Source organism: Trabulsiella odontotermitis (assembly GCF_001297775.1).
Classification (GTDB): Bacteria; Pseudomonadota; Gammaproteobacteria; order Enterobacterales; family Enterobacteriaceae; genus Trabulsiella; species Trabulsiella odontotermitis.
Map to the genome: position 1 here is coordinate 87,473 of NZ_LIFX01000008.1, position 17,114 is coordinate 104,586.

At 56.0% G+C, this 17,114-nt stretch carries 16 protein-coding genes; 2 read left to right on the plus strand and 14 right to left on the minus strand.

All coding sequences use genetic code 11. The annotated features are described in order from the left end of the window. Genes nadD through leuS form a run of 4 tightly spaced genes read right to left on the minus strand, consistent with a single transcriptional unit; the run spans position 1 to position 4,868 of the window. Positions 1-657 carry a nicotinate-nucleotide adenylyltransferase gene (gene nadD, locus AOY23_RS12150; RefSeq protein ID WP_054179881.1) on the minus strand — a complete coding sequence of 219 codons (657 nt, stop codon included), beginning with the start codon at positions 655-657 and terminating at the stop codon, positions 1-3. Further along, the gene (holA, locus tag AOY23_RS12155; RefSeq protein WP_054179882.1) at positions 650-1,681 is read right to left on the minus strand and encodes a DNA polymerase III subunit delta; all 1,032 of its coding nucleotides are present in this window, start codon (positions 1,679-1,681) and stop codon (positions 650-652) included. Before holA ends, nadD begins: the two co-directional genes overlap by 8 nt. Continuing rightward, a complete protein-coding gene (gene lptE / locus AOY23_RS12160; protein ID WP_054179883.1) occupies positions 1,681-2,271 on the minus strand; it encodes an LPS assembly lipoprotein LptE in 591 nt (196 codons plus the stop codon). The genes holA and lptE overlap by 1 nt, the downstream gene beginning before the upstream one ends. 14 nt (positions 2,272-2,285) lie before the next feature. Further along, positions 2,286-4,868 carry a leucine--tRNA ligase gene (gene leuS, locus AOY23_RS12165; RefSeq protein WP_072170989.1) on the minus strand — a complete coding sequence of 861 codons (2,583 nt, stop codon included), beginning with the start codon at positions 4,866-4,868 and terminating at the stop codon, positions 2,286-2,288. A gap of 215 nt (positions 4,869-5,083) precedes the next feature. On the opposite strand from leuS, the gene AOY23_RS12170 reads away from it, so the two are divergent. After that, entirely contained in the window at positions 5,084-5,566 is a 483-nt protein-coding gene (locus AOY23_RS12170; RefSeq protein ID WP_054179885.1) for a zinc ribbon-containing protein, read from the plus strand. Here the strand turns inward: AOY23_RS12170 and rihA are convergent. The 10 genes from rihA to miaB all read right to left on the minus strand — a co-directional run bounded on the left by rihA (position 5,563) and on the right by miaB (position 15,801). Next, positions 5,563-6,498, minus strand: a complete 936-nt coding sequence (rihA, locus tag AOY23_RS12175; protein WP_054179886.1) for a pyrimidine-specific ribonucleoside hydrolase RihA — start codon at positions 6,496-6,498, stop codon at positions 5,563-5,565. The genes AOY23_RS12170 and rihA overlap by 4 nt on opposite strands. Positions 6,499-6,618: 120 nt before the next feature. Further along, entirely contained in the window at positions 6,619-7,344 is a 726-nt protein-coding gene (locus tag AOY23_RS12180) for an amino acid ABC transporter ATP-binding protein (RefSeq protein WP_054179887.1), read from the minus strand. Further along, the gene (gltK, locus tag AOY23_RS12185) at positions 7,344-8,018 is read right to left on the minus strand and encodes a glutamate/aspartate ABC transporter permease GltK (protein ID WP_054179888.1); all 675 of its coding nucleotides are present in this window, start codon (positions 8,016-8,018) and stop codon (positions 7,344-7,346) included. The genes AOY23_RS12180 and gltK overlap by 1 nt, the downstream gene beginning before the upstream one ends. Beyond that, the gene (locus AOY23_RS12190) at positions 8,018-8,758 is read right to left on the minus strand and encodes an amino acid ABC transporter permease (protein WP_054179889.1); all 741 of its coding nucleotides are present in this window, start codon (positions 8,756-8,758) and stop codon (positions 8,018-8,020) included. The genes gltK and AOY23_RS12190 overlap by 1 nt, the downstream gene beginning before the upstream one ends. Positions 8,759-8,915: 157 nt before the next feature. Continuing rightward, positions 8,916-9,821, minus strand: a complete 906-nt coding sequence (locus tag AOY23_RS12195) for an amino acid ABC transporter substrate-binding protein (RefSeq protein WP_054179890.1) — start codon at positions 9,819-9,821, stop codon at positions 8,916-8,918. 357 nt (positions 9,822-10,178) lie between these two features. Further along, complete coding sequence (lnt, locus tag AOY23_RS12200; RefSeq protein WP_054179891.1) at positions 10,179-11,717, minus strand: apolipoprotein N-acyltransferase; 1,539 nt, start codon at positions 11,715-11,717, stop codon at positions 10,179-10,181. A gap of 22 nt (positions 11,718-11,739) precedes the next feature. Then, complete coding sequence (gene corC, locus AOY23_RS12205; protein WP_054179892.1) at positions 11,740-12,618, minus strand: CNNM family magnesium/cobalt transport protein CorC; 879 nt, start codon at positions 12,616-12,618, stop codon at positions 11,740-11,742. Positions 12,619-12,691: 73 nt separating this feature from the next. Then, positions 12,692-13,159, minus strand: coding sequence for an rRNA maturation RNase YbeY (gene ybeY, locus AOY23_RS12210; protein WP_054179893.1), 468 nt, complete (start codon positions 13,157-13,159; stop codon positions 12,692-12,694). Then, positions 13,156-14,205, minus strand: a complete 1,050-nt coding sequence (locus AOY23_RS12215) for a PhoH family protein (protein ID WP_054179894.1) — start codon at positions 14,203-14,205, stop codon at positions 13,156-13,158. Before AOY23_RS12215 ends, ybeY begins: the two co-directional genes overlap by 4 nt. A 171-nt stretch (positions 14,206-14,376) precedes the next feature. Further along, positions 14,377-15,801, minus strand: a complete 1,425-nt coding sequence (miaB, locus tag AOY23_RS12220) for a tRNA (N6-isopentenyl adenosine(37)-C2)-methylthiotransferase MiaB (RefSeq protein ID WP_054179895.1) — start codon at positions 15,799-15,801, stop codon at positions 14,377-14,379. A 137-nt stretch (positions 15,802-15,938) separates the two neighbouring features. On the opposite strand from miaB, the gene ubiF reads away from it, so the two are divergent. Next, complete coding sequence (ubiF, locus tag AOY23_RS12225; RefSeq protein ID WP_054179896.1) at positions 15,939-17,114, plus strand: 3-demethoxyubiquinol 3-hydroxylase; 1,176 nt, start codon at positions 15,939-15,941, stop codon at positions 17,112-17,114.

The following is a 17,114-nucleotide window of genomic DNA, read 5'->3' on the forward strand; positions in this document are numbered from 1 at the left end:
TTACCCCGCCTGATACAGACCTTGCTGATGAATGTACTCCAGCACCGCGTCGGGCAGCAGATCGTCGCAGGGTTCCCCACGCTCCAGGCGTTCGCGGATGATGGTGGCGGAGATATCAAACCACGGCGTTTCCGCCAGATAGATTTTACCGGCAGGAAGCGAATGCAGGTTTTCGATATCCCAGGTCAAATGATTTTCCAGCCACCGCTGATGCTGTTCTTCTGCCATCTCTAACGGATAGCCGGGACGGCGAGTGACGATCAGATGCGCGTTGTCGAGGATGGTGTCGTACTGGTACCAGCTGGGGAAGTTCAGCAGAGAATCCTGGCCGATAATAAACGCCAGCGGTTTTTGCGGCCCCGCTTCTTCGCGCATCTCTTTTAACGTCAGCGCCGTCCAGGAGGGCGCATCGCGTTTCAGTTCGCGTTCATCAAGCACAAACAGGGGCTTATCGGCGATCGCCAGTTCGACCATCTGTTTGCGTTGTTCACTGTTCGCTTCTGGTTGTGGGCGATGCGGCGGTACGTTGTTGGGTATGATGATCACTTTCGACAGACCGATCTGGTTTGCCAGAATTTCCACGGGTTTCAGATGCCCGTAATGCACCGGATCAAAGGTGCCACCATAAATTGCCTGCAACGATGTCATATCATCCATCAATAAATACGTCAGCCAGTGCCTTATGACAGAGTAGCAGAGAAAGGCTTTCCAGCTCAGCCCACACGGACTGACCGTAATCCTTTTTCAGCGTTAATTCGGTACGGCTCAGCAGCGTCACGGCCTGCCGCAGCTGGGCCGCGCTCAGGCGGTTCAGCGCGTCGGTGATGAGCGGTCGACGATTCTGCCAGACACGATGTTTGTCGAGCAGGGTACGCAACGGCACCTGTGCGGACTGGCGTTTGAGCGTGACCAGCATCAGCAGTTCCCGTTGCAGGGTACGCAACAGAATCACCGGTTCGCTGCCTTCCAGACGCAACTGTTGAAGAATGTGCAGCGCCCGTTTACTTTTCCCGGCGAGCAGCGCGTCGAGCCAGTGGAAGGGAGTGAAATGCGCGGCGTCGTTCACCGCTTTTTCGACGCGCGGTAGCGTCAGTTTGCCATCCGGCCACAACAATGCCAGACGCTCCAGCGCCTGCGACAGTGCCAGCAGGTTGCCTTCATAGCAATAGCACAACAACTGACTGGCGGCGTCATCCAACTGTAGTTTGAGCTGGCGGGCGCGCGCGGCCAGCCATTTCGGCAGTTGCGCCTGTTCAGGCGTCTGGCAGGTAATCATTACCGAGCGGTTAGCCAGTTGCGTCACCCACGCTGCATTTTCCTGCGCTTTCGTGAACTTGTTGCCGCGGCAAATTAGCAGCAGATCGTCATGCAGCAAACCGATAAGCGTGGCGAGTTGTTCGTTGATGGCCGCGTTGGTGCCGTTTTCCGGCAGCAACAGCAGGATGGTTTGTCGGCTGGCGAACAGGCTCATCGCCTGACAGAGCGAGAAAAGGGCGTTCCAGTCGGTACTGGCGTCAATGCTGACCGTGTGATGTTCTTCGAACCCCTGCGCCGCAGCCGCCTGACGGACCGCGTCCTGACTCTCCTGCAGCAGCAGCGGATCGTTACCCAACAGCAGATACGCCGCGCGCAGCCCTTCAGTGAGCTGCGCGCGGAGTTGTTCGGGGTACAGCCGAATCATCAGTTACCCAGCGTCGTGGAGACACGCGAGTCGGATGACGTTTCTTCGGTTGTCGTCACCGGCGGCATGGTGTCGTTTTGGGTTTCCTGAGCATCAGCAACCCGTACGCTTGGCAGCTTACGAATTAATTGCTCAGCGGCCTTGTCGTACATTTCCTGAATGATCAGACTCTGTTCGGCATCTTTTGCCAGCGCCGTTTGCGGGTTATCGAAGAAGGAACGATAAACCTTCGTGTTGATCGGATAGATGTCATGGCCCGGAATGAGCACGCTGGCGTTGACCGTCAGCACCATCTGATATTCCGCCGTACGACCATCCTGGAAAATCGACGCGGTATCTTTGCTGATGGTGGAGCCGAGCAGACGCAGGGACGGAATGTCCTTGCGCAGGGTGCTGCCATCCACCAGTTCCACGCCATTCAGACGCAGCTGGTTACGCACCGAACGGCTTAACGGGCCATTGGGGTCGCCAGACTGGAAAATCATGGTTTTCATCGTCTCCGGTACCTGCGTGGTACTACGCAGGTGCCAGCCACACCCGGCGGTGACCAGCACCGTCAGGGATAACAATAATGTTGCCAGATATCGCACGCTTCCTCCCGCGCTTAGCCAACGACCAGGTTGAGCAGTTTACCCGGTACGTAAATCACTTTACGCACGGTAACACCGTCAAGATATTTCGCGACCAGATGTTCCTGGCCCGCACGTTCACGAACCTGTTCTTCGGTCGCATCCACCGGAACGGTAATTTTACCACGAACTTTACCGTTTACCTGGACTACCACCAGCGTGCTGTCTTCCACCATCGCTTTTTCGTCAGCGACCGGCCACGGCGCGTGGTCGATATCGCCTTCGCCGCCCAGCTCCTGCCACAGCGTAAAGCTGACGTGCGGGGTGAACGGGTTGAGCATGCGAACCACCGCCAGCAGCGCTTCGCGGATCAGGGCGCGATCCTGCTCGCCTTCCTGCGGGGCTTTCGCCAGCTTGTTCATCAGCTCCATGATCGCCGCAATCGCGGTGTTGAAGGTCTGACGACGACCGATATCATCGGTCACTTTGGCAATCGTTTTATGCACATCGCGACGCAGCGCTTTTTGATCTTCCGTCAGCGCGGCAACGTTCAGCGGCGCGACCGGGCCAGGCGCGGTGTGTTCGTAAACCAGTTTCCAGACACGTTTCAGGAAGCGGTTTGCCCCTTCCACGCCGGATTCCTGCCATTCCAGCGTCATATCCGCCGGGGAGGCGAACATCATGAACAGACGCACGGTGTCCGCGCCGTAACGCTCAACCATCACTTGTGGGTCGATGCCGTTGTTTTTCGACTTCGACATTTTGCTCATGCCGGTGTAAATCAGCTCGTGGCCTGCGGCATCTTTCGCCTTCACGATGCGGCCTTTGTCGTCGCGCTCGACGATGGCGTCAACCGGAGAAACCCAGTTACGCTCGCCGCTTTCGCCGACGTAATAGAACGCGTCCGCCAGCACCATGCCCTGACAGAGCAGCTGTTTTGCTGGTTCGTCAGAATTCACCATGCCTGCATCACGCATCAGCTTGTGGAAGAAGCGGAAATAGAGCAAGTGCATGATGGCGTGTTCGATACCACCGATGTAAATATCGACCGGCAGCCAGTAGTTGGCGGCGTCGGAATCAAGCATGCCTTCGTTGTACTGCGGGCAGGTGTAACGCGCGTAGTACCAGGACGACTCCATAAAGGTGTCGAAGGTGTCGGTTTCACGCAGGGCAGGCTTGCCGTTGACGGTGGTTTTTGCCCACTGCGGATCCGCTTTGATCGGGCTGGTAATGCCGTCCATCACGACGTCTTCCGGCAGGATCACCGGCAACTGATCTTCCGGCGTTGGCATCACGGTGCCATCTTCCAGGGTGACCATCGGGATCGGCGCGCCCCAGTAACGCTGACGGGAAACGCCCCAGTCGCGCAGACGGAAGTTGACTTTGCGCTCACCAACGCCCAGCGAGGCCAGTTTATCGGCAATGGCGTTGAAACCGTCTTCATAAGACAGGCCGCTGAACTCGCCGGAGTTAAACAGCGTGCCCTTGTCGGTCAGCGCCTGTTCGGAGAGATCCGGTTCAGAGCCGTCTGCCGCCAGAATAACCGGCTTGATGGACAGACCGTATTTGCTGGCAAATTCGTAGTCGCGCTGATCATGGCCCGGAACGGCCATCACGGCGCCGGTGCCGTATTCCATCAGCACGAAGTTAGCAGCCCACACCGGAATGGCTTCGCCGGTCAGCGGATGAATCGCTTTAAACCCGGTGTCGATGCCTTTCTTCTCCATGGTCGCCATGTCGGCTTCGGCCACTTTGGTGTTACGGCAGTCGTCGATGAACGCCGCCAGTTCAGGATTGTTCGCCGCCGCCTGCTGCGCCAGCGGGTGACCCGCGGCCACGGCCAGATAGGTACAACCCATGAAGGTGTCCGGGCGGGTGGTGTAGACGGTCAGCTTGTCGGCATAACCGGTCACGTCAAACGAGATTTCAACCCCTTCAGAACGGCCGATCCAGTTGCGCTGCATGGTTTTGACCGTGTCCGGCCAGTGATCCAGATTGTCCAGATCGTTCAGCAGTTCGTCAGCGTAGGCGGTGATTTTGATGAACCACTGCGGGATCTCTTTACGCTCAACTTTGGTGTCGCAGCGCCAGCAGCAGCCGTCGATAACCTGTTCGTTCGCCAGTACGGTCTGGTCGTTCGGGCACCAGTTCACCGCGGAGGTTTTTTTGTAGACCAGGCCTTTTTTATACAGCTCAGTAAAGAACTTCTGCTCCCAGCGGTAGTATTCCGGGGTGCAGGTCGCCAGCTCGCGGCTCCAGTCATAACCGAAGCCCAGCATTTTGAGCTGGTTTTTCATGTAGGCGATGTTGTCGTAGGTCCACGGCGCCGGAGCGGTGTTGTTCTTCACCGCGGCACCTTCTGCTGGCAGACCGAATGCATCCCAGCCGATAGGCTGCAGGACGTTTTTACCCAGCATGCGTTGATAACGCGCGATCACATCACCGATGGTGTAGTTACGCACGTGGCCCATGTGTAGTCGACCAGAAGGATAGGGGAGCATCGACAGGCAATAGTATTTCTCTTTGCTGTTGTCTTCAGTAACTTCAAATGTGCGCTTCTCATCCCAGTGTTGCTGGACTTTCGATTCTATCTCTTCCGGGCGGTATTGCTCTTGCATGGCAGCCAGTGGTCCTGTTTTTCAATACAGCTACAAACGTAGCCAATGGATGTGTTATTTCAGATCCGCATAGCATAGCCCAAACGTCCCTGGCAAAACAGCCTTTCACACATTAAGCGCTGGCGTTTATTTACCGGGTCTGTGGCCTGCCTGACACAGCACTGAACAAATAAGGTCTATCATTAGAGAGAGTTAACGACCCAGGAGACGAAACAATGAACAAGGTTGCTCAATATTATCGTGAACTGGTAACGACGCTGACCGAGCGTCTACGCAACGGAGAGCGCGATATCGACGCGCTGGTGGAACATGCGCGCGAACGGGTCAGTCAAACCGGGGAGTTAACGCGTACCGAAGTTGAGGAGGTGACGCGCGCCGTGCGCCGTGACCTTGAAGAGTTTGCCCGTAGTTATGAAGAGAGCCAGGACGAGCTCAACGACAGCGTGTTTATGCGGGTCATCAAAGAAAGTCTCTGGCAGGAGCTGGCGGACATCACCGACAAAACGCAGCTTGAGTGGCGCGAGGTGTTCCAGGATCTCAACCATCATGGCGTTTACCACAGCGGTGAAGTCGTTGGCCTTGGAAATCTGGTGTGTGAAAAGTGCCATTACCATCTGGCTATTTACACCCCGGACGTGCTGCCGTTGTGCCCGAAATGCGGGCACGATCAGTTTCAGCGCCGTCCGTTCGAGCCTTAACGGTAAAACGCCAGTCGTTCCGCCAGCAGGCTGACAAACGCCTGGCGGTCGATGTCAATCATCACCGTGGCGTTGGGCTGGTTTTTGGTGAGGAAGAAGTAATCCACCACTGTCATGCCCTGGGTATATTTGCCCTGGGTTTCAACGCCGACCCAGCGGTCCACGGTGGTGAACATCTCCGGCTTCAGCAGCCAGGCGATGGTGCACGGGTCGTGCAGCGGCGCGCCGGTGAATCCCCATTTTTCCTGTTTGTGATACTCCATGAAGAAATCCAGCAACTCAGCGACAATGGTCGATACTTCGTTGCCGATGGCGCGAAAACGCTCGATATCTTCCCGGTGGATCTGTGCTTTGTGCGTGACGTCGAGACCCGCCATAACGACCGGGATCCCCGACTGGAAGACGATCTCCGCCGCTTCCGGATCGACGAAAATATTGAACTCCGCCGCCGGTGTCCAGTTACCCAGCGCCATCGCGCCGCCCATGATCACGATGCGGGCGATGTTGTGATGCAGCTCAGGATGGCTGTTCAACAGCAGCGCGACGTTGGTCTGCGGGCCGGTCGCCACGATCGTGACCGGTGTCGGGCTTTCGCGCAGTACCTTCGCCATCAGCTCAACCGCGGTACACTGTTGAGCCGCGAAACCCGGTTCCGGTAGCGCCGGGCCATCAAGGCCGCTTTCGCCGTGGACGTTGTCAGCAATAATCAGCTCGCGCATCAGCGGTTTTACCGCGCCTCCGGCGACCGGGATATCTCCGCGTTTTAACAGCGTCAGCATCCGCAGCACGTTGCGCAGGGTTTTATCGGGCGTCTGGTTACCAGCGGATGAGGTAATGGCTTTAACGTCAAGTTCTGGCGAGGCGAGGGCGAGCACCATGGCGATCGCGTCGTCGTGCCCCGGATCGCAATCAAGAATGATGGGCAGCGTCATAACGGCTCCTTGTGGCGTGAATTTGTGACAAGGGTAACGCCAACAAGTATGACAGACGAGAAAACAGAACGGAAAGCGTGACGTGGCGCGCACACTGGAGGTGCGCGCCGACAGGTCTGGTTAGTGCAGGATTTTGGCGAGGAAATCTTTCGCGCGATCGGATTTCGGGTTAGCGAAGAAGGCCTCTTTTTCGGAGTCTTCCACGATTTTGCCTTCATCCATAAAGATGACACGGTTTGCCACTTTACGGGCGAAGCCCATTTCGTGGGTCACCACCATCATTGTCATCCCTTCCTGCGCCAGTTCGACCATGACGTCCAGCACTTCGTTGATCATTTCCGGGTCGAGCGCAGAGGTCGGTTCGTCAAACAACATGGCGACTGGATCCATACACAGCGCACGGGCAATCGCCACACGCTGCTGCTGACCGCCCGACAGCTGTGCCGGGTATTTATCCGCATGCGCCGACAGACCAACGCGCTCCAACAGTTTCAACCCTTTTTCACGCGCCGAGGCTTTATTGCGTTTCAACACTTTTACCTGCGCCAGCGTCAGGTTTTCAATGATCGACAGGTGCGGGAACAGCTCGAAATGCTGAAAAACCATCCCGACATGGGAACGCAGTGCCGCGAGGTTGGTTTTCTTGTCATTCACTTTGGTGCCGTTGACGACGATATCGCCTTCCTGTACCGGTTCGAGACCGTTAATGGTTTTAATCAGGGTTGATTTCCCGGAGCCGGAAGGCCCGCAAACTACCACCACTTCACCTTTTTTGACTTCCGTGGAGCAGTCGGTCAGCACCTGAAAGTGACCATACCATTTAGAAACATTTTTCAGGGTAATCATTACACTGTCCTTTTCTTCAACCAGCTGACCAACAGCGATGCGCTTAAACTGATGGCAAAGTACACGGCGCCTGCAAAAAGGATCATTTCGACCTGGGTGCCGTCACGTTCGCCAATGGTGGAGGCGGTACGGAAAAAGTCCGCCAGGCTCAATACATAAACCAGAGAGGTATCTTGGAACAGGACGATGCCCTGCGTGAGCAGCAGCGGCACCATGGCGCGGAACGCCTGCGGCAGAATAATGAGTTTCATTGACTGCCAGTGGGTCATCCCCAGCGCCAGCGCCGCGCTCGACTGCCCGCGGGAGATGCTCTGGATGCCCGCACGGATGATTTCGGAGTAGTAAGCCGCTTCGAACATCGAAAACGCCACCATCGCGGAAATCAGGCGGATATCGGTTTTCGGCGACAGGCCGAGCACGTTTTGCAGGAAACCCGGCACAATCAGGTAAAACCACAGCAGCACCATCACCAGGGGCACTGAGCGGAACACGTTAACGTAAGCTTTGGCAAACCATGCCAGTGGCAGGAAGCTCGACAGTCGCATGACCGCCAGCAGTGTGCCCCAGACGATGCCGATAACCACCGCTGTTACAGTGATTTTCAGGGTGATGACCAGTCCTGCCAGCAGATACGGCATGGAAGGAATGATGGAACTCCAGTCGAACTCGTACATTATTTGCCTCCCAGATTGCCAGGCAGGCGAATCTTGCGTTCAACCAGATTCATCACCAGCATAATCACAGCGTTAATGAACACATAGGCCAGCGTAATGGCAGTGAACGATTCCCAGGCGTGCGCCGAGTAGTCCAGCAATTTGCCCGCCTGCGCCGCCATATCCACCAGGCCTATCGTCGAGGCGATGGCGGAGTTCTTCACCAGGTTCATCATCTCGGAGGTCATGGGCGGCACAATCACGCGATAGGCATTTGGCAGCAGCACATAACGGTAGGTTTGCGGCAGGGTCAGCCCCATCGCCAGCCCGGCATTTTTTTGCCCGCGCGGCAGCGACTGGATCCCGGCTCGTACCTGTTCACACACACGGGCGGCGGTAAACAGCCCGAGGCAGAACAGCGACGAGAGGAAGAACTGAATGTTTGGATCCAACTCAGATTTAAACCACATGCCGAGATTTTCCGGCAGTAACTCCGGCACGACCAGATACCAGGTAAAAAACTGCACAATCAGCGGAACGTTACGGAAAAGCTCAACATACAGCGTGCCGATACCGGAAAGAAAACGGTTGGGGACGGTACGCAGAATGCCAAAAAGAGAGCCGATGAGGAAAGCGATAATCCAGGCGGAAATCGACAGCGCGACGGTAACCTGAAAACCACTCCACAGCCAGCCCAGATAGGTGGTGTTGCCGAACGGGGCTTGTTGCAGGAAGATGCCCCAGTTCCAGTCTATTGACATAAATCGACTCCGGAAAAAAAAAGGGTAGCAGGGCTACCCTCGAAGATTGGTGAGAAGCTCATTTTTCGCGCTGAGTGGGGAACGACCACTCTACGTATAGTCTGTCCATGCTTCCCGACAATCGAGAGGGCAGGAGAACCCGCCCCTGTAGTTCTAATTAGTTAAGAGCCTTGTCATTTGGTGATTTGAACAGCGCTTTCATGTCGTCAGACAATTCAAAGTTCATGTTCAGGTTTTTCGGTGGGATTGGGTTTTTGAACCACTTATCAAACCATTTCGCGGCTTCGCCCGAGGTCTGGGCTTGAGCGATAGTATCGTCAATCAGTTTCTTGAAGGCCGGGTCGTCTTTACGCAGCATGCAGCCGTAAGCTTCTTTGGACTGCGGCGTACCGACGATTTCCCAGTTGTCCGGTTTCTTCGCTTTCGCACGTTCACCGGCCAGCAGCGCGTCATCCATCATAAATGCCACCGCGCGACCACTTTCCAGTGTACGGAAGGAGTCACCGTGATCTTTCGCGCTGATGATGCGCATGTTCATTTGTTTCTCATCGTTCAGCTTGTGCAGCAGAATTTCAGAAGTGGTGCCGGAGGTGACAACCACCGTTTTGCCTTTCAGATCCGAGAAATCTTTGATCGGACCGCCTTTCTTCACCAGCAGACGGGTGCCGACAACGAAGAAAGTATTCGAGAATGCGGCCTGTTTCTGGCGCTCGAGGTTGTTGGTGGTGGAACCGCACTCGAAGTCGAAAGTGCCGTTCTGTAACAGCGGGATACGGTTCTGCGAGGTGATAGGGATGAGTTTCACCTGCAGGTCAGGTTTATTAAGCTGTTTTTTAACCGCTTCAATGATGGCGTTGGAGTAATCCTGCGCGTAACCCACCACTTTTTGTTGGTTGTCGTAGTAAGAGAATGGAACGGAAGATTCACGGTGCCCGACGACAATCACGTCGTTTTTAGCGATTTTGTCCAGGGTGCTGCCCGCAGCAGGTGCGTCTTCTGCATGAGCCAGACCGGCAGTCAGACCCAATACCAGCATTGCTGTGGTCAGTTTACGTAATTGCATATCCAACTCCTTATCGTCAGCGCCAGAGACGCCATTGCTACCTATTGTGATGTTGTTATGGTCTGCCGCTTAAATGTGCAGTGTTATGCCTGTTTGTTAGCATTTAGTTTGGCTTATTGTAAAGATAATGCTGTTTTTTTGTTTATTTTTGCGAAGCGCACCGCACCATTTTGAAGCAAAAAACGCCGATTGCACCAGACGGGTGCTACCTCTGAACTGATGCGGTGCAACCAGGTTGCACAATAAGCCAAAAGCGAATCCTGTGATTTAACAAAGCAATAGACGTGCCAGAAGTGATGAAAAGGAGGGAGATTTCTCCTCTCCCGATAAGAGAGAGGAGTGGGGTGGGGCGAAAAATTACTGACGACGCTGACGCAGGCTCAGCAGCAGCGCGCCAAAGCCGAACAGCGCGGTCAGGATCCACAGCGGCCAGTTGCCGGTACGGGCATAAGGCGTCATGCCGCGCGTCGGCGTGACGGTGGTCGTCAGCACATCGCGGGTAAACTGCGGAATGATGGCCTGCACGTCACCACGCGGGTCAATCACCGCGGTAACGCCATTATTGGTGCTGCGCAACAGCGGGCGCGCCAGCTCCAGCGCACGCATACGTGCCATCTGGAAATGCTGCCACGGACCAATGGAGTTTCCGAACCAGGCATCATTGGAGAGCGTCAGCAGAAAATCGGTATCCGGGCGGAAGTTATCGCGCACCTGCTCGCCAAGAATGATTTCATAACAGATAGCCGCCGTCAGTTTCAGGTTATGCGCGCTGAGCTGTGGCTGAACATACGCGCCGCGGCTGAACGACGACATCGGCAGATCGAAGAACGGCGCCAGCGGGCGGAGGATCGTTTCCAGCGGCACGAACTCGCCAAACGGCACCAGATGGTTTTTATTGTAACGATCGGGCGAGTTGTAGCTGTACGGGTTATCTTTGCCCAGCGTGATGATGCTGTTGTAGGTGTCGTAGCGGTTTTTCTGATTCAGACGTGAATCGACGATCCCGGTGATCAGCGAGCTGTTTTTGGCGCGCAGCATATCGTCCATCATGCTCAGCAAACGTTGCTGGTTGATTTCGAGATCAGGGATCGCAGACTCCGGCCAGATAATCAGCTGTGACTGGCCCATCACCTTCTGTGTGGCATCGAGATAGATTTTCAGCGTGTTGATCAGCTGGTCTTCGTCCCACTTCAGCGCCTGCGGAATATTGCCCTGCACCAGCGACACCCGCGTGGCACGCTCAGGCAGCAACTGATACCACTGGATGTAGCGCAGTGGGAAGGGGAGCGCAAACAGGACCAGCGCCACCACCAGCGGACGCCAGTTGCGGCGAACAACGGCGAGCGCCAGCAGGCCGCTGACCATCATCAGCAGGAAGTTAATCGCTTCCACACCCATCACCGGCGCCAGCCCTTTCAGCGGGCCGTCAATCTGGCTGTAGCCGAACTGCAGCCACGGGAAACCGGTCAGCACCCAGCCGCGCAGGAATTCCGTAATCTGCCAGACCACGGGGGCGGCAATCGCCAGGCGCAGCCAGCTGGTTTGCGGCCACAGACGGGCGAGGATGCCCGCGAACAGCCCGGTGTAGAGCGATAAATACGCGGCAAGCAATACCACGAGGAAAACGTTAACCGGGCCGGGCATGCCGCCAAACTGGGCGATACTGACGTAAACCCAGTGCACACCGCTGCCAAACAGCCCCATGCCCCAGGCGTAGCCAATCCACGCGCTTTGCAGCGGACGGCGGTTGAGAGTGAGCGCCTGCAGACCGAACAGCGAAACCAGCGCCGCAGGCCAGAAGTCATAAGGAGAAAAAGCCAGCGTTCCGCTGGCCCCGAAGAGTAGCGCCAGCAGCAAGCGCATGCGCTGGCGTTCAAGAAGAGAGGCAAATGCCATGAAAATTTGTCGTCCCGTTAATTTAGTCTTCCAGGTTCGGTTGTGGTGCGTCGTCCGGAAGTTTGACATGAACCTGAATGATACGTCGGCTGTCGGCCATCGCGACCTTAAACTGGTAACCATCAATGTCGATGGTTTCCCCGCGCGCCGGGAGATGGCCGAAGGCCTGCATCACCAGCCCGCCGATGGTATCCACTTCTTCATCGCTGAAATGGGTATCAAAAGTGTCATTGAAATCTTCAATGGAAGCCAGCGCGCGCACCGTCCAGGTGTGGCGGCTCAGCTGACGAAAATCGATATCTTCTTCTTCGTCGTATTCGTCTTCAATTTCACCGACGATCAGCTCAAGGATGTCTTCAATGGTCACCAGACCCGAGACGCCGCCAAACTCGTCAATGACGATCGCCATGTGATAACGCTGTGAACGGAACTCTTTGAGCATGCGGTCAACCCGCTTGCTTTCAGGTACGACAACCGCCGGGCGTAACACTTTGTCCATGCTGAAGGCTTCGGCATCGCTGCGCATAAACGGCAGCAGATCTTTGGCCATCAGAATCCCTTCAATGTGATCTTTATCTTCGCTGATGACCGGGAAGCGCGAGTGGGCGGATTCGATGATCACATCGAGGCATTCGTCCAGCGTCTGATTGCGTTTCAGGGTAATCATCTGCGAGCGGGGGATCATGATATCGCGGACGCGCTGGTCGGCGATGTCCATTACCCCTTCGAGCATATCGCGCGTATCTTCGTCGATAAGGTCGTTCTGCCCGGAATCACGGATCAGCGCCAGCAACTCATCACGATTTTTGGGTTCACCGTGGAAAAGCTGGCTCAGTAACAGGGAGAAAAATCCCTTCTTGCTGTTAATGGTGTCACTACTGTGTGAATTGTCGTCGCTCATGGCGTCGTGTGGGGTCTCATGTTAATGAAAAATTCGCCGTCTCGCGTAAACTCAGCGCAGACGGCATGAAGGACTATTCTTTCTCGGCAATGTACGGATCATCATAGTTCAGAGCAAGCATTATCTCTGTTTCCAGACTTTCCATCTCTTCCGCCTCGTCGTCTTCAATATGGTCATAGCCGAGCAGATGCAGACTGCCATGCACGACCATATGCGCCCAGTGCGCTTCCAGCGGTTTTCCCTGCTCTTCGGCCTCGCGCTCAACCACCTGACGGCAGATGATGAGATCGCCGAGCAACGGCATTTCGATGCCCGGCGGCGCTTCAAACGGGAAAGAGAGCACGTTAGTGGATTTATCTTTGCCGCGGTAGGTCAGGTTTAAATCGTGGCTTTCGGCTTCATCAACCAGACGAATTGTCACTTCTGATTCTTCCTGAAATTGCGGAATAACGGCATCCAGCCATGTCTGAAAACGTGCTTCGTCCGGCAAACCGGTGGTGTCTTCACAGGCTAACTGTAAATCGAGGATCACCTGACTCATTTCTGCTCCTGCGCCATCTGAGCTTCGCGTTTACGCTCGGCAGCCAGCTCGGCTTTACGTTTTTGTTCCGCCTCTTCCCAGGCTTCATAGGCATTGACGATACGCGCGACAACCGGGTGGCGGACCACGTCTTCACTGTGGAAAAAGTTAAAGCTGATCTCATCCACTTCCGCCAGCACTTCAATCGCGTGACGCAGGCCGGATTTGGTATTGCGCGGCAGGTCAATCTGCGTCACGTCACCGGTGATCACGGCTTTCGAGTTAAAGCCGATACGCGTCAGGAACATTTTCATCTGTTCGATGGTGGTGTTCTGACTCTCATCAAGAATGATGAACGCGTCATTCAGCGTACGACCACGCATGTAAGCCAGCGGCGCGACTTCAATCACGTTACGCTCAATCAGCTTTTCGACTTTTTCAAAGCCAAGCATTTCGAACAGGGCGTCGTACAGAGGTCGCAGATAAGGGTCAACCTTCTGGCTCAGATCGCCCGGCAGGAAGCCCAGTTTTTCACCGGCTTCCACCGCAGGGCGGGTGAGCAGAATACGGCGGATTTCCTGACGCTCGAGCGCATCCACCGCCGCAGCGACCGCCAGATACGTTTTACCGGTACCCGCCGGGCCGACGCCGAAAGTGATGTCGTGATCGAGAATATTGGCGATGTACTGCGCCTGATTCGGCGTACGCGGTTTGATGACCCCACGTTTGGTCTTGATATTAATGGCCTTGCCGTAATCCGGTACGCTTTCCGCGCTCTGCTCGAGCACGCGCGCTTCTTTGATCGCGAGGTGGATTTGCTCGGGTTCAATGTCCTGAACCTGCCCGCGCATCGGTGCGGTATCGACATACAGGGTTCGCAGGATATCGGCGGCGGCGTTGACGCAAATGGCGCGCCCGGTGAGTTTGAAGTGGTTATCGCGGCGGCTGATCTCTATACCAAGACGTCGCTCCAGGTGTTTGATGTTGTCATCAAACGGGCCGCACAGGCCCAGCAGGCGTTCGTTGTCTGCTGGCTCCAGGGTAATTTCTCGGGTTTCTATGTTCAAACTGTTCCTCTTTTACAGTATCGCCGGACGCGTTTTGCTTCTCCGGCCTGGGGCGGCGAGCCTCTTAAGGGAATTATTCACGGTGCTTGAAAAAGGCGCAAGCGACACCCTGTAGATGTGGTCGGGGAGGGGAAAATGCAAGGGCCTGCCCGAGCGGGCAGGCCGCCGGGATCAGGGCTGATAAATTCCCACGCCGAGGTCGTTCTCTTTACGGGTACGGGCGATGACGGATTCCGGGGATTCCACCACGCGCAGGCCCATTTCGTCCTCGGTGCGCACCAGCTTGCCGCGCAGCGAGTTCGGATAAACGTCGACGATTTCCACATCCACAAATTTGCCGATCATCTCCGGGGAACCTTCAAAGTTCACCACGCGGTTATTTTCGGTACGGCCAGAGAGCTCCATGATGCTCTTACGCGACGTGCCTTCGACCAGAATACGCTGGGTGGTGCCGAGCATACGGCGGCTCCACGCCATCGCCTGCTGGTTGATGCGCTCCTGCAGAATGTACAGACGCTGCTTTTTCTCTTCTTCCGGGACATCGTCCACCATATCGGCGGCAGGCGTGCCAGGACGGGCAGAGAAAATGAAGCTGTAACTCATATCGAAATTCACATCAGCGATGAGCTTCATGGTTTTCTCGAAGTCTTCGGTGCTTTCGCCCGGGAAGCCAACGATAAAATCAGAGCTAATCTGGATATCCGGGCGCGCTTCACGCAGCTTACGGATGATTGCTTTATACTCCAGCGCCGTGTGAGTGCGGCTCATCAGGTTAAGAATACGATCCGACCCGCTCTGCACCGGCAGATGCAGGAAACTCACCAGCTCCGGCGTGTCGCGATAGACATCAATAATGTCATCGGTAAATTCGATCGGGTGGCTGGTGGTAAAGCGAATGCGGTCGATACCGTCGATCGCCGCCACCAGACGCAGCAACTCGGCAAATGTGCCGGTAGTGCCGTCGTAGTTTTCACCGCGCCAGGCGTTCACGTTCTGGCCGAGCAGGTTCACTTCACGCACGCCCTGCGCCGCCAGTTGGGCGATTTCAAACAGGATATCGTCACACGGACGGCTGACCTCTTCCCCACGGGTGTACGGCACCACGCAGTAAGTACAGTACTTGTTGCAGCCTTCCATAATGGAGACAAATGCGGTCGGGCCGTCAGCGCGCGGTTCCGGCAGGCGGTCAAATTTCTCGATTTCCGGGAAACTGATATCCACCACCGGGCTGCGGGTGCCGCGCACGGAGTTGATCATCTCCGGCAGGCGGTGCAGCGTTTGCGGGCCAAAAATAATATCGACGTAGTGCGCGCGCTGGCGAATGTGATCGCCTTCTTGCGATGCCACGCAGCCACCAACGCCGATAATCAAGTCGGGATTCTTTTCCTTCAGCAGCTTCCAGCGACCTAACTGGTGGAAGACTTTTTCCTGTGCCTTCTCGCGGATTGAGCAGGTATTAAGCAGCAGCACATCCGCTTCTTCCGCCACGTCGGTCAGTTGATACCCGTGAGTGGCATCCAGCAGATCGGCCATCTTGGATGAATCGTATTCGTTCATCTGACAGCCCCAGGTTTTAATATGGAGTTTTTTTGTCATCGACTTGCTCATGCTCAGTGTAACGCCAGGATTGCAGGGCGCGTATTGTAATGCTTTGCCGTCGTTGTGACCAGCCTGGCCTCAAGACGTTAAAAATCCGGTAAACTTAGGGTATTCAGGTTTAAGGATAAGTGACCATGAACAATCTAACCACTGATGTTGCCATTGTCGGCGGCGGGATGGTCGGCAGCGCACTGGCATTGGGCCTGGCGCAGCAGGGCTTTACGGTAACGGTGATCGAACAGGCGGAACCGCCGGTGTTCGATGCGCAATCGCAGCCGGACGTACGCATTTCTGCGATCAGCGCCGCGTCTGTCTCATTGCTGCGCGGGCTGGGCGTCTGGGATACCGTGCGGGAGATGCGCTGTCATCCATGGCGTCGGCTGGAAACCTGGGAGTGGGAAAACGCGCATGTGGTTTTTGATGCCGCAGAGCTGAAGCTCCCCCAGCTCGGGTTTATGGTCGAAAATCCGGTATTGCAGCGCGCGCTCTGGCAGGCACTGGAGGCTCATCCGCAGGTAACGTTGCAGGTTGCCAACGGGCTTGTCACGATGTTGCGTCAGGACGAAGGTTACCGGCTGCTGTTTGCCGATGACAGTGAGTTGTCTGCGTCATTAGTCGTGGGCGCTGACGGCGCGAATTCACAGGTACGGCAGATGGCGGGTATCGGTACCCATTCCTGGCAGTATCAGCAATCCTGCATGTTAATTACCGTTGAATGCGAAGATGATCCAGGTGACAGCACCTGGCAGCAGTTTACCCCTGACGGGCCGCGCGCCTTCCTGCCGCTGTTCGACCACTGGGCGTCGCTGGTGTGGTATGACCATCCCGCCCGTATTCGCCAGCTACAAACGCTGACGATGGAGCAGCTGCAGCAGGAGATTGCGCGAATCTTTCCGTCGCGACTGGGCAAGGTGAAACCGGTGGCCGCAGGCGCCTTCCCGTTGACCCGCCGCCACGCGTTGCAGTATGTCCAGCCATCGCTGGCGCTGGTCGGTGATGCGGCGCACACGATTCATCCGCTGGCCGGGCAGGGCGTTAACCTCGGCTATCGCGACGTAGATGCGCTGCTGGATGTTTTAGCCAGTGCGCGTAGTCACGGCGAAGCATGGCACAGTTATCACGTTCTGAAACGCTACCAGACGCGCCGTATGGCGGATAACTACATTATGCAGTCGGGGATGGATCTGTTTTATGCCGGATTCAGCAACGACCTGGCGCCGGTACGAGTGCTGCGCAATATCGGCCTGATGGCGGCCGAACGCGCGGGTATCCTGAAACGTCAGGCGCTGAAGTATGCGTTAGGGTTGTGA

Bases quoted from the DNA above. Each gene is read 5' to 3' on its own strand.
- lnt (WP_054179891.1), bottom strand. From the start codon at position 11,717: ATGGCATTTGCCTCTCTTCTTGAACGCCAGCGCATGCGCTTGCTGCTG.
- ybeY (WP_054179893.1), bottom strand. From the start codon at position 13,159: ATGAGTCAGGTGATCCTCGATTTACAGTTAGCCTGTGAAGACACCACC.
- AOY23_RS12170 (WP_054179885.1), top strand. From the start codon at position 5,084: ATGAACAAGGTTGCTCAATATTATCGTGAACTGGTAACGACGCTGACC.
- AOY23_RS12195 (WP_054179890.1), bottom strand. From the start codon at position 9,821: ATGCAATTACGTAAACTGACCACAGCAATGCTGGTATTGGGTCTGACT.
- corC (WP_054179892.1), bottom strand. From the start codon at position 12,618: ATGAGCGACGACAATTCACACAGTAGTGACACCATTAACAGCAAGAAG.
- miaB (WP_054179895.1), bottom strand. From the start codon at position 15,801: ATGACAAAAAAACTCCATATTAAAACCTGGGGCTGTCAGATGAACGAA.
- rihA (WP_054179886.1), bottom strand. From the start codon at position 6,498: ATGACGCTGCCCATCATTCTTGATTGCGATCCGGGGCACGACGACGCG.
- gltK (WP_054179888.1), bottom strand. From the start codon at position 8,018: ATGTACGAGTTCGACTGGAGTTCCATCATTCCTTCCATGCCGTATCTG.
- AOY23_RS12180 (WP_054179887.1), bottom strand. From the start codon at position 7,344: ATGATTACCCTGAAAAATGTTTCTAAATGGTATGGTCACTTTCAGGTG.
- AOY23_RS12190 (WP_054179889.1), bottom strand. From the start codon at position 8,758: ATGTCAATAGACTGGAACTGGGGCATCTTCCTGCAACAAGCCCCGTTC.
- ubiF (WP_054179896.1), top strand. From the start codon at position 15,939: ATGAACAATCTAACCACTGATGTTGCCATTGTCGGCGGCGGGATGGTC.
- holA (WP_054179882.1), bottom strand. From the start codon at position 1,681: ATGATTCGGCTGTACCCCGAACAACTCCGCGCGCAGCTCACTGAAGGG.
- leuS (WP_072170989.1), bottom strand. From the start codon at position 4,868: ATGCAAGAGCAATACCGCCCGGAAGAGATAGAATCGAAAGTCCAGCAA.
- nadD (WP_054179881.1), bottom strand. From the start codon at position 657: ATGGATGATATGACATCGTTGCAGGCAATTTATGGTGGCACCTTTGAT.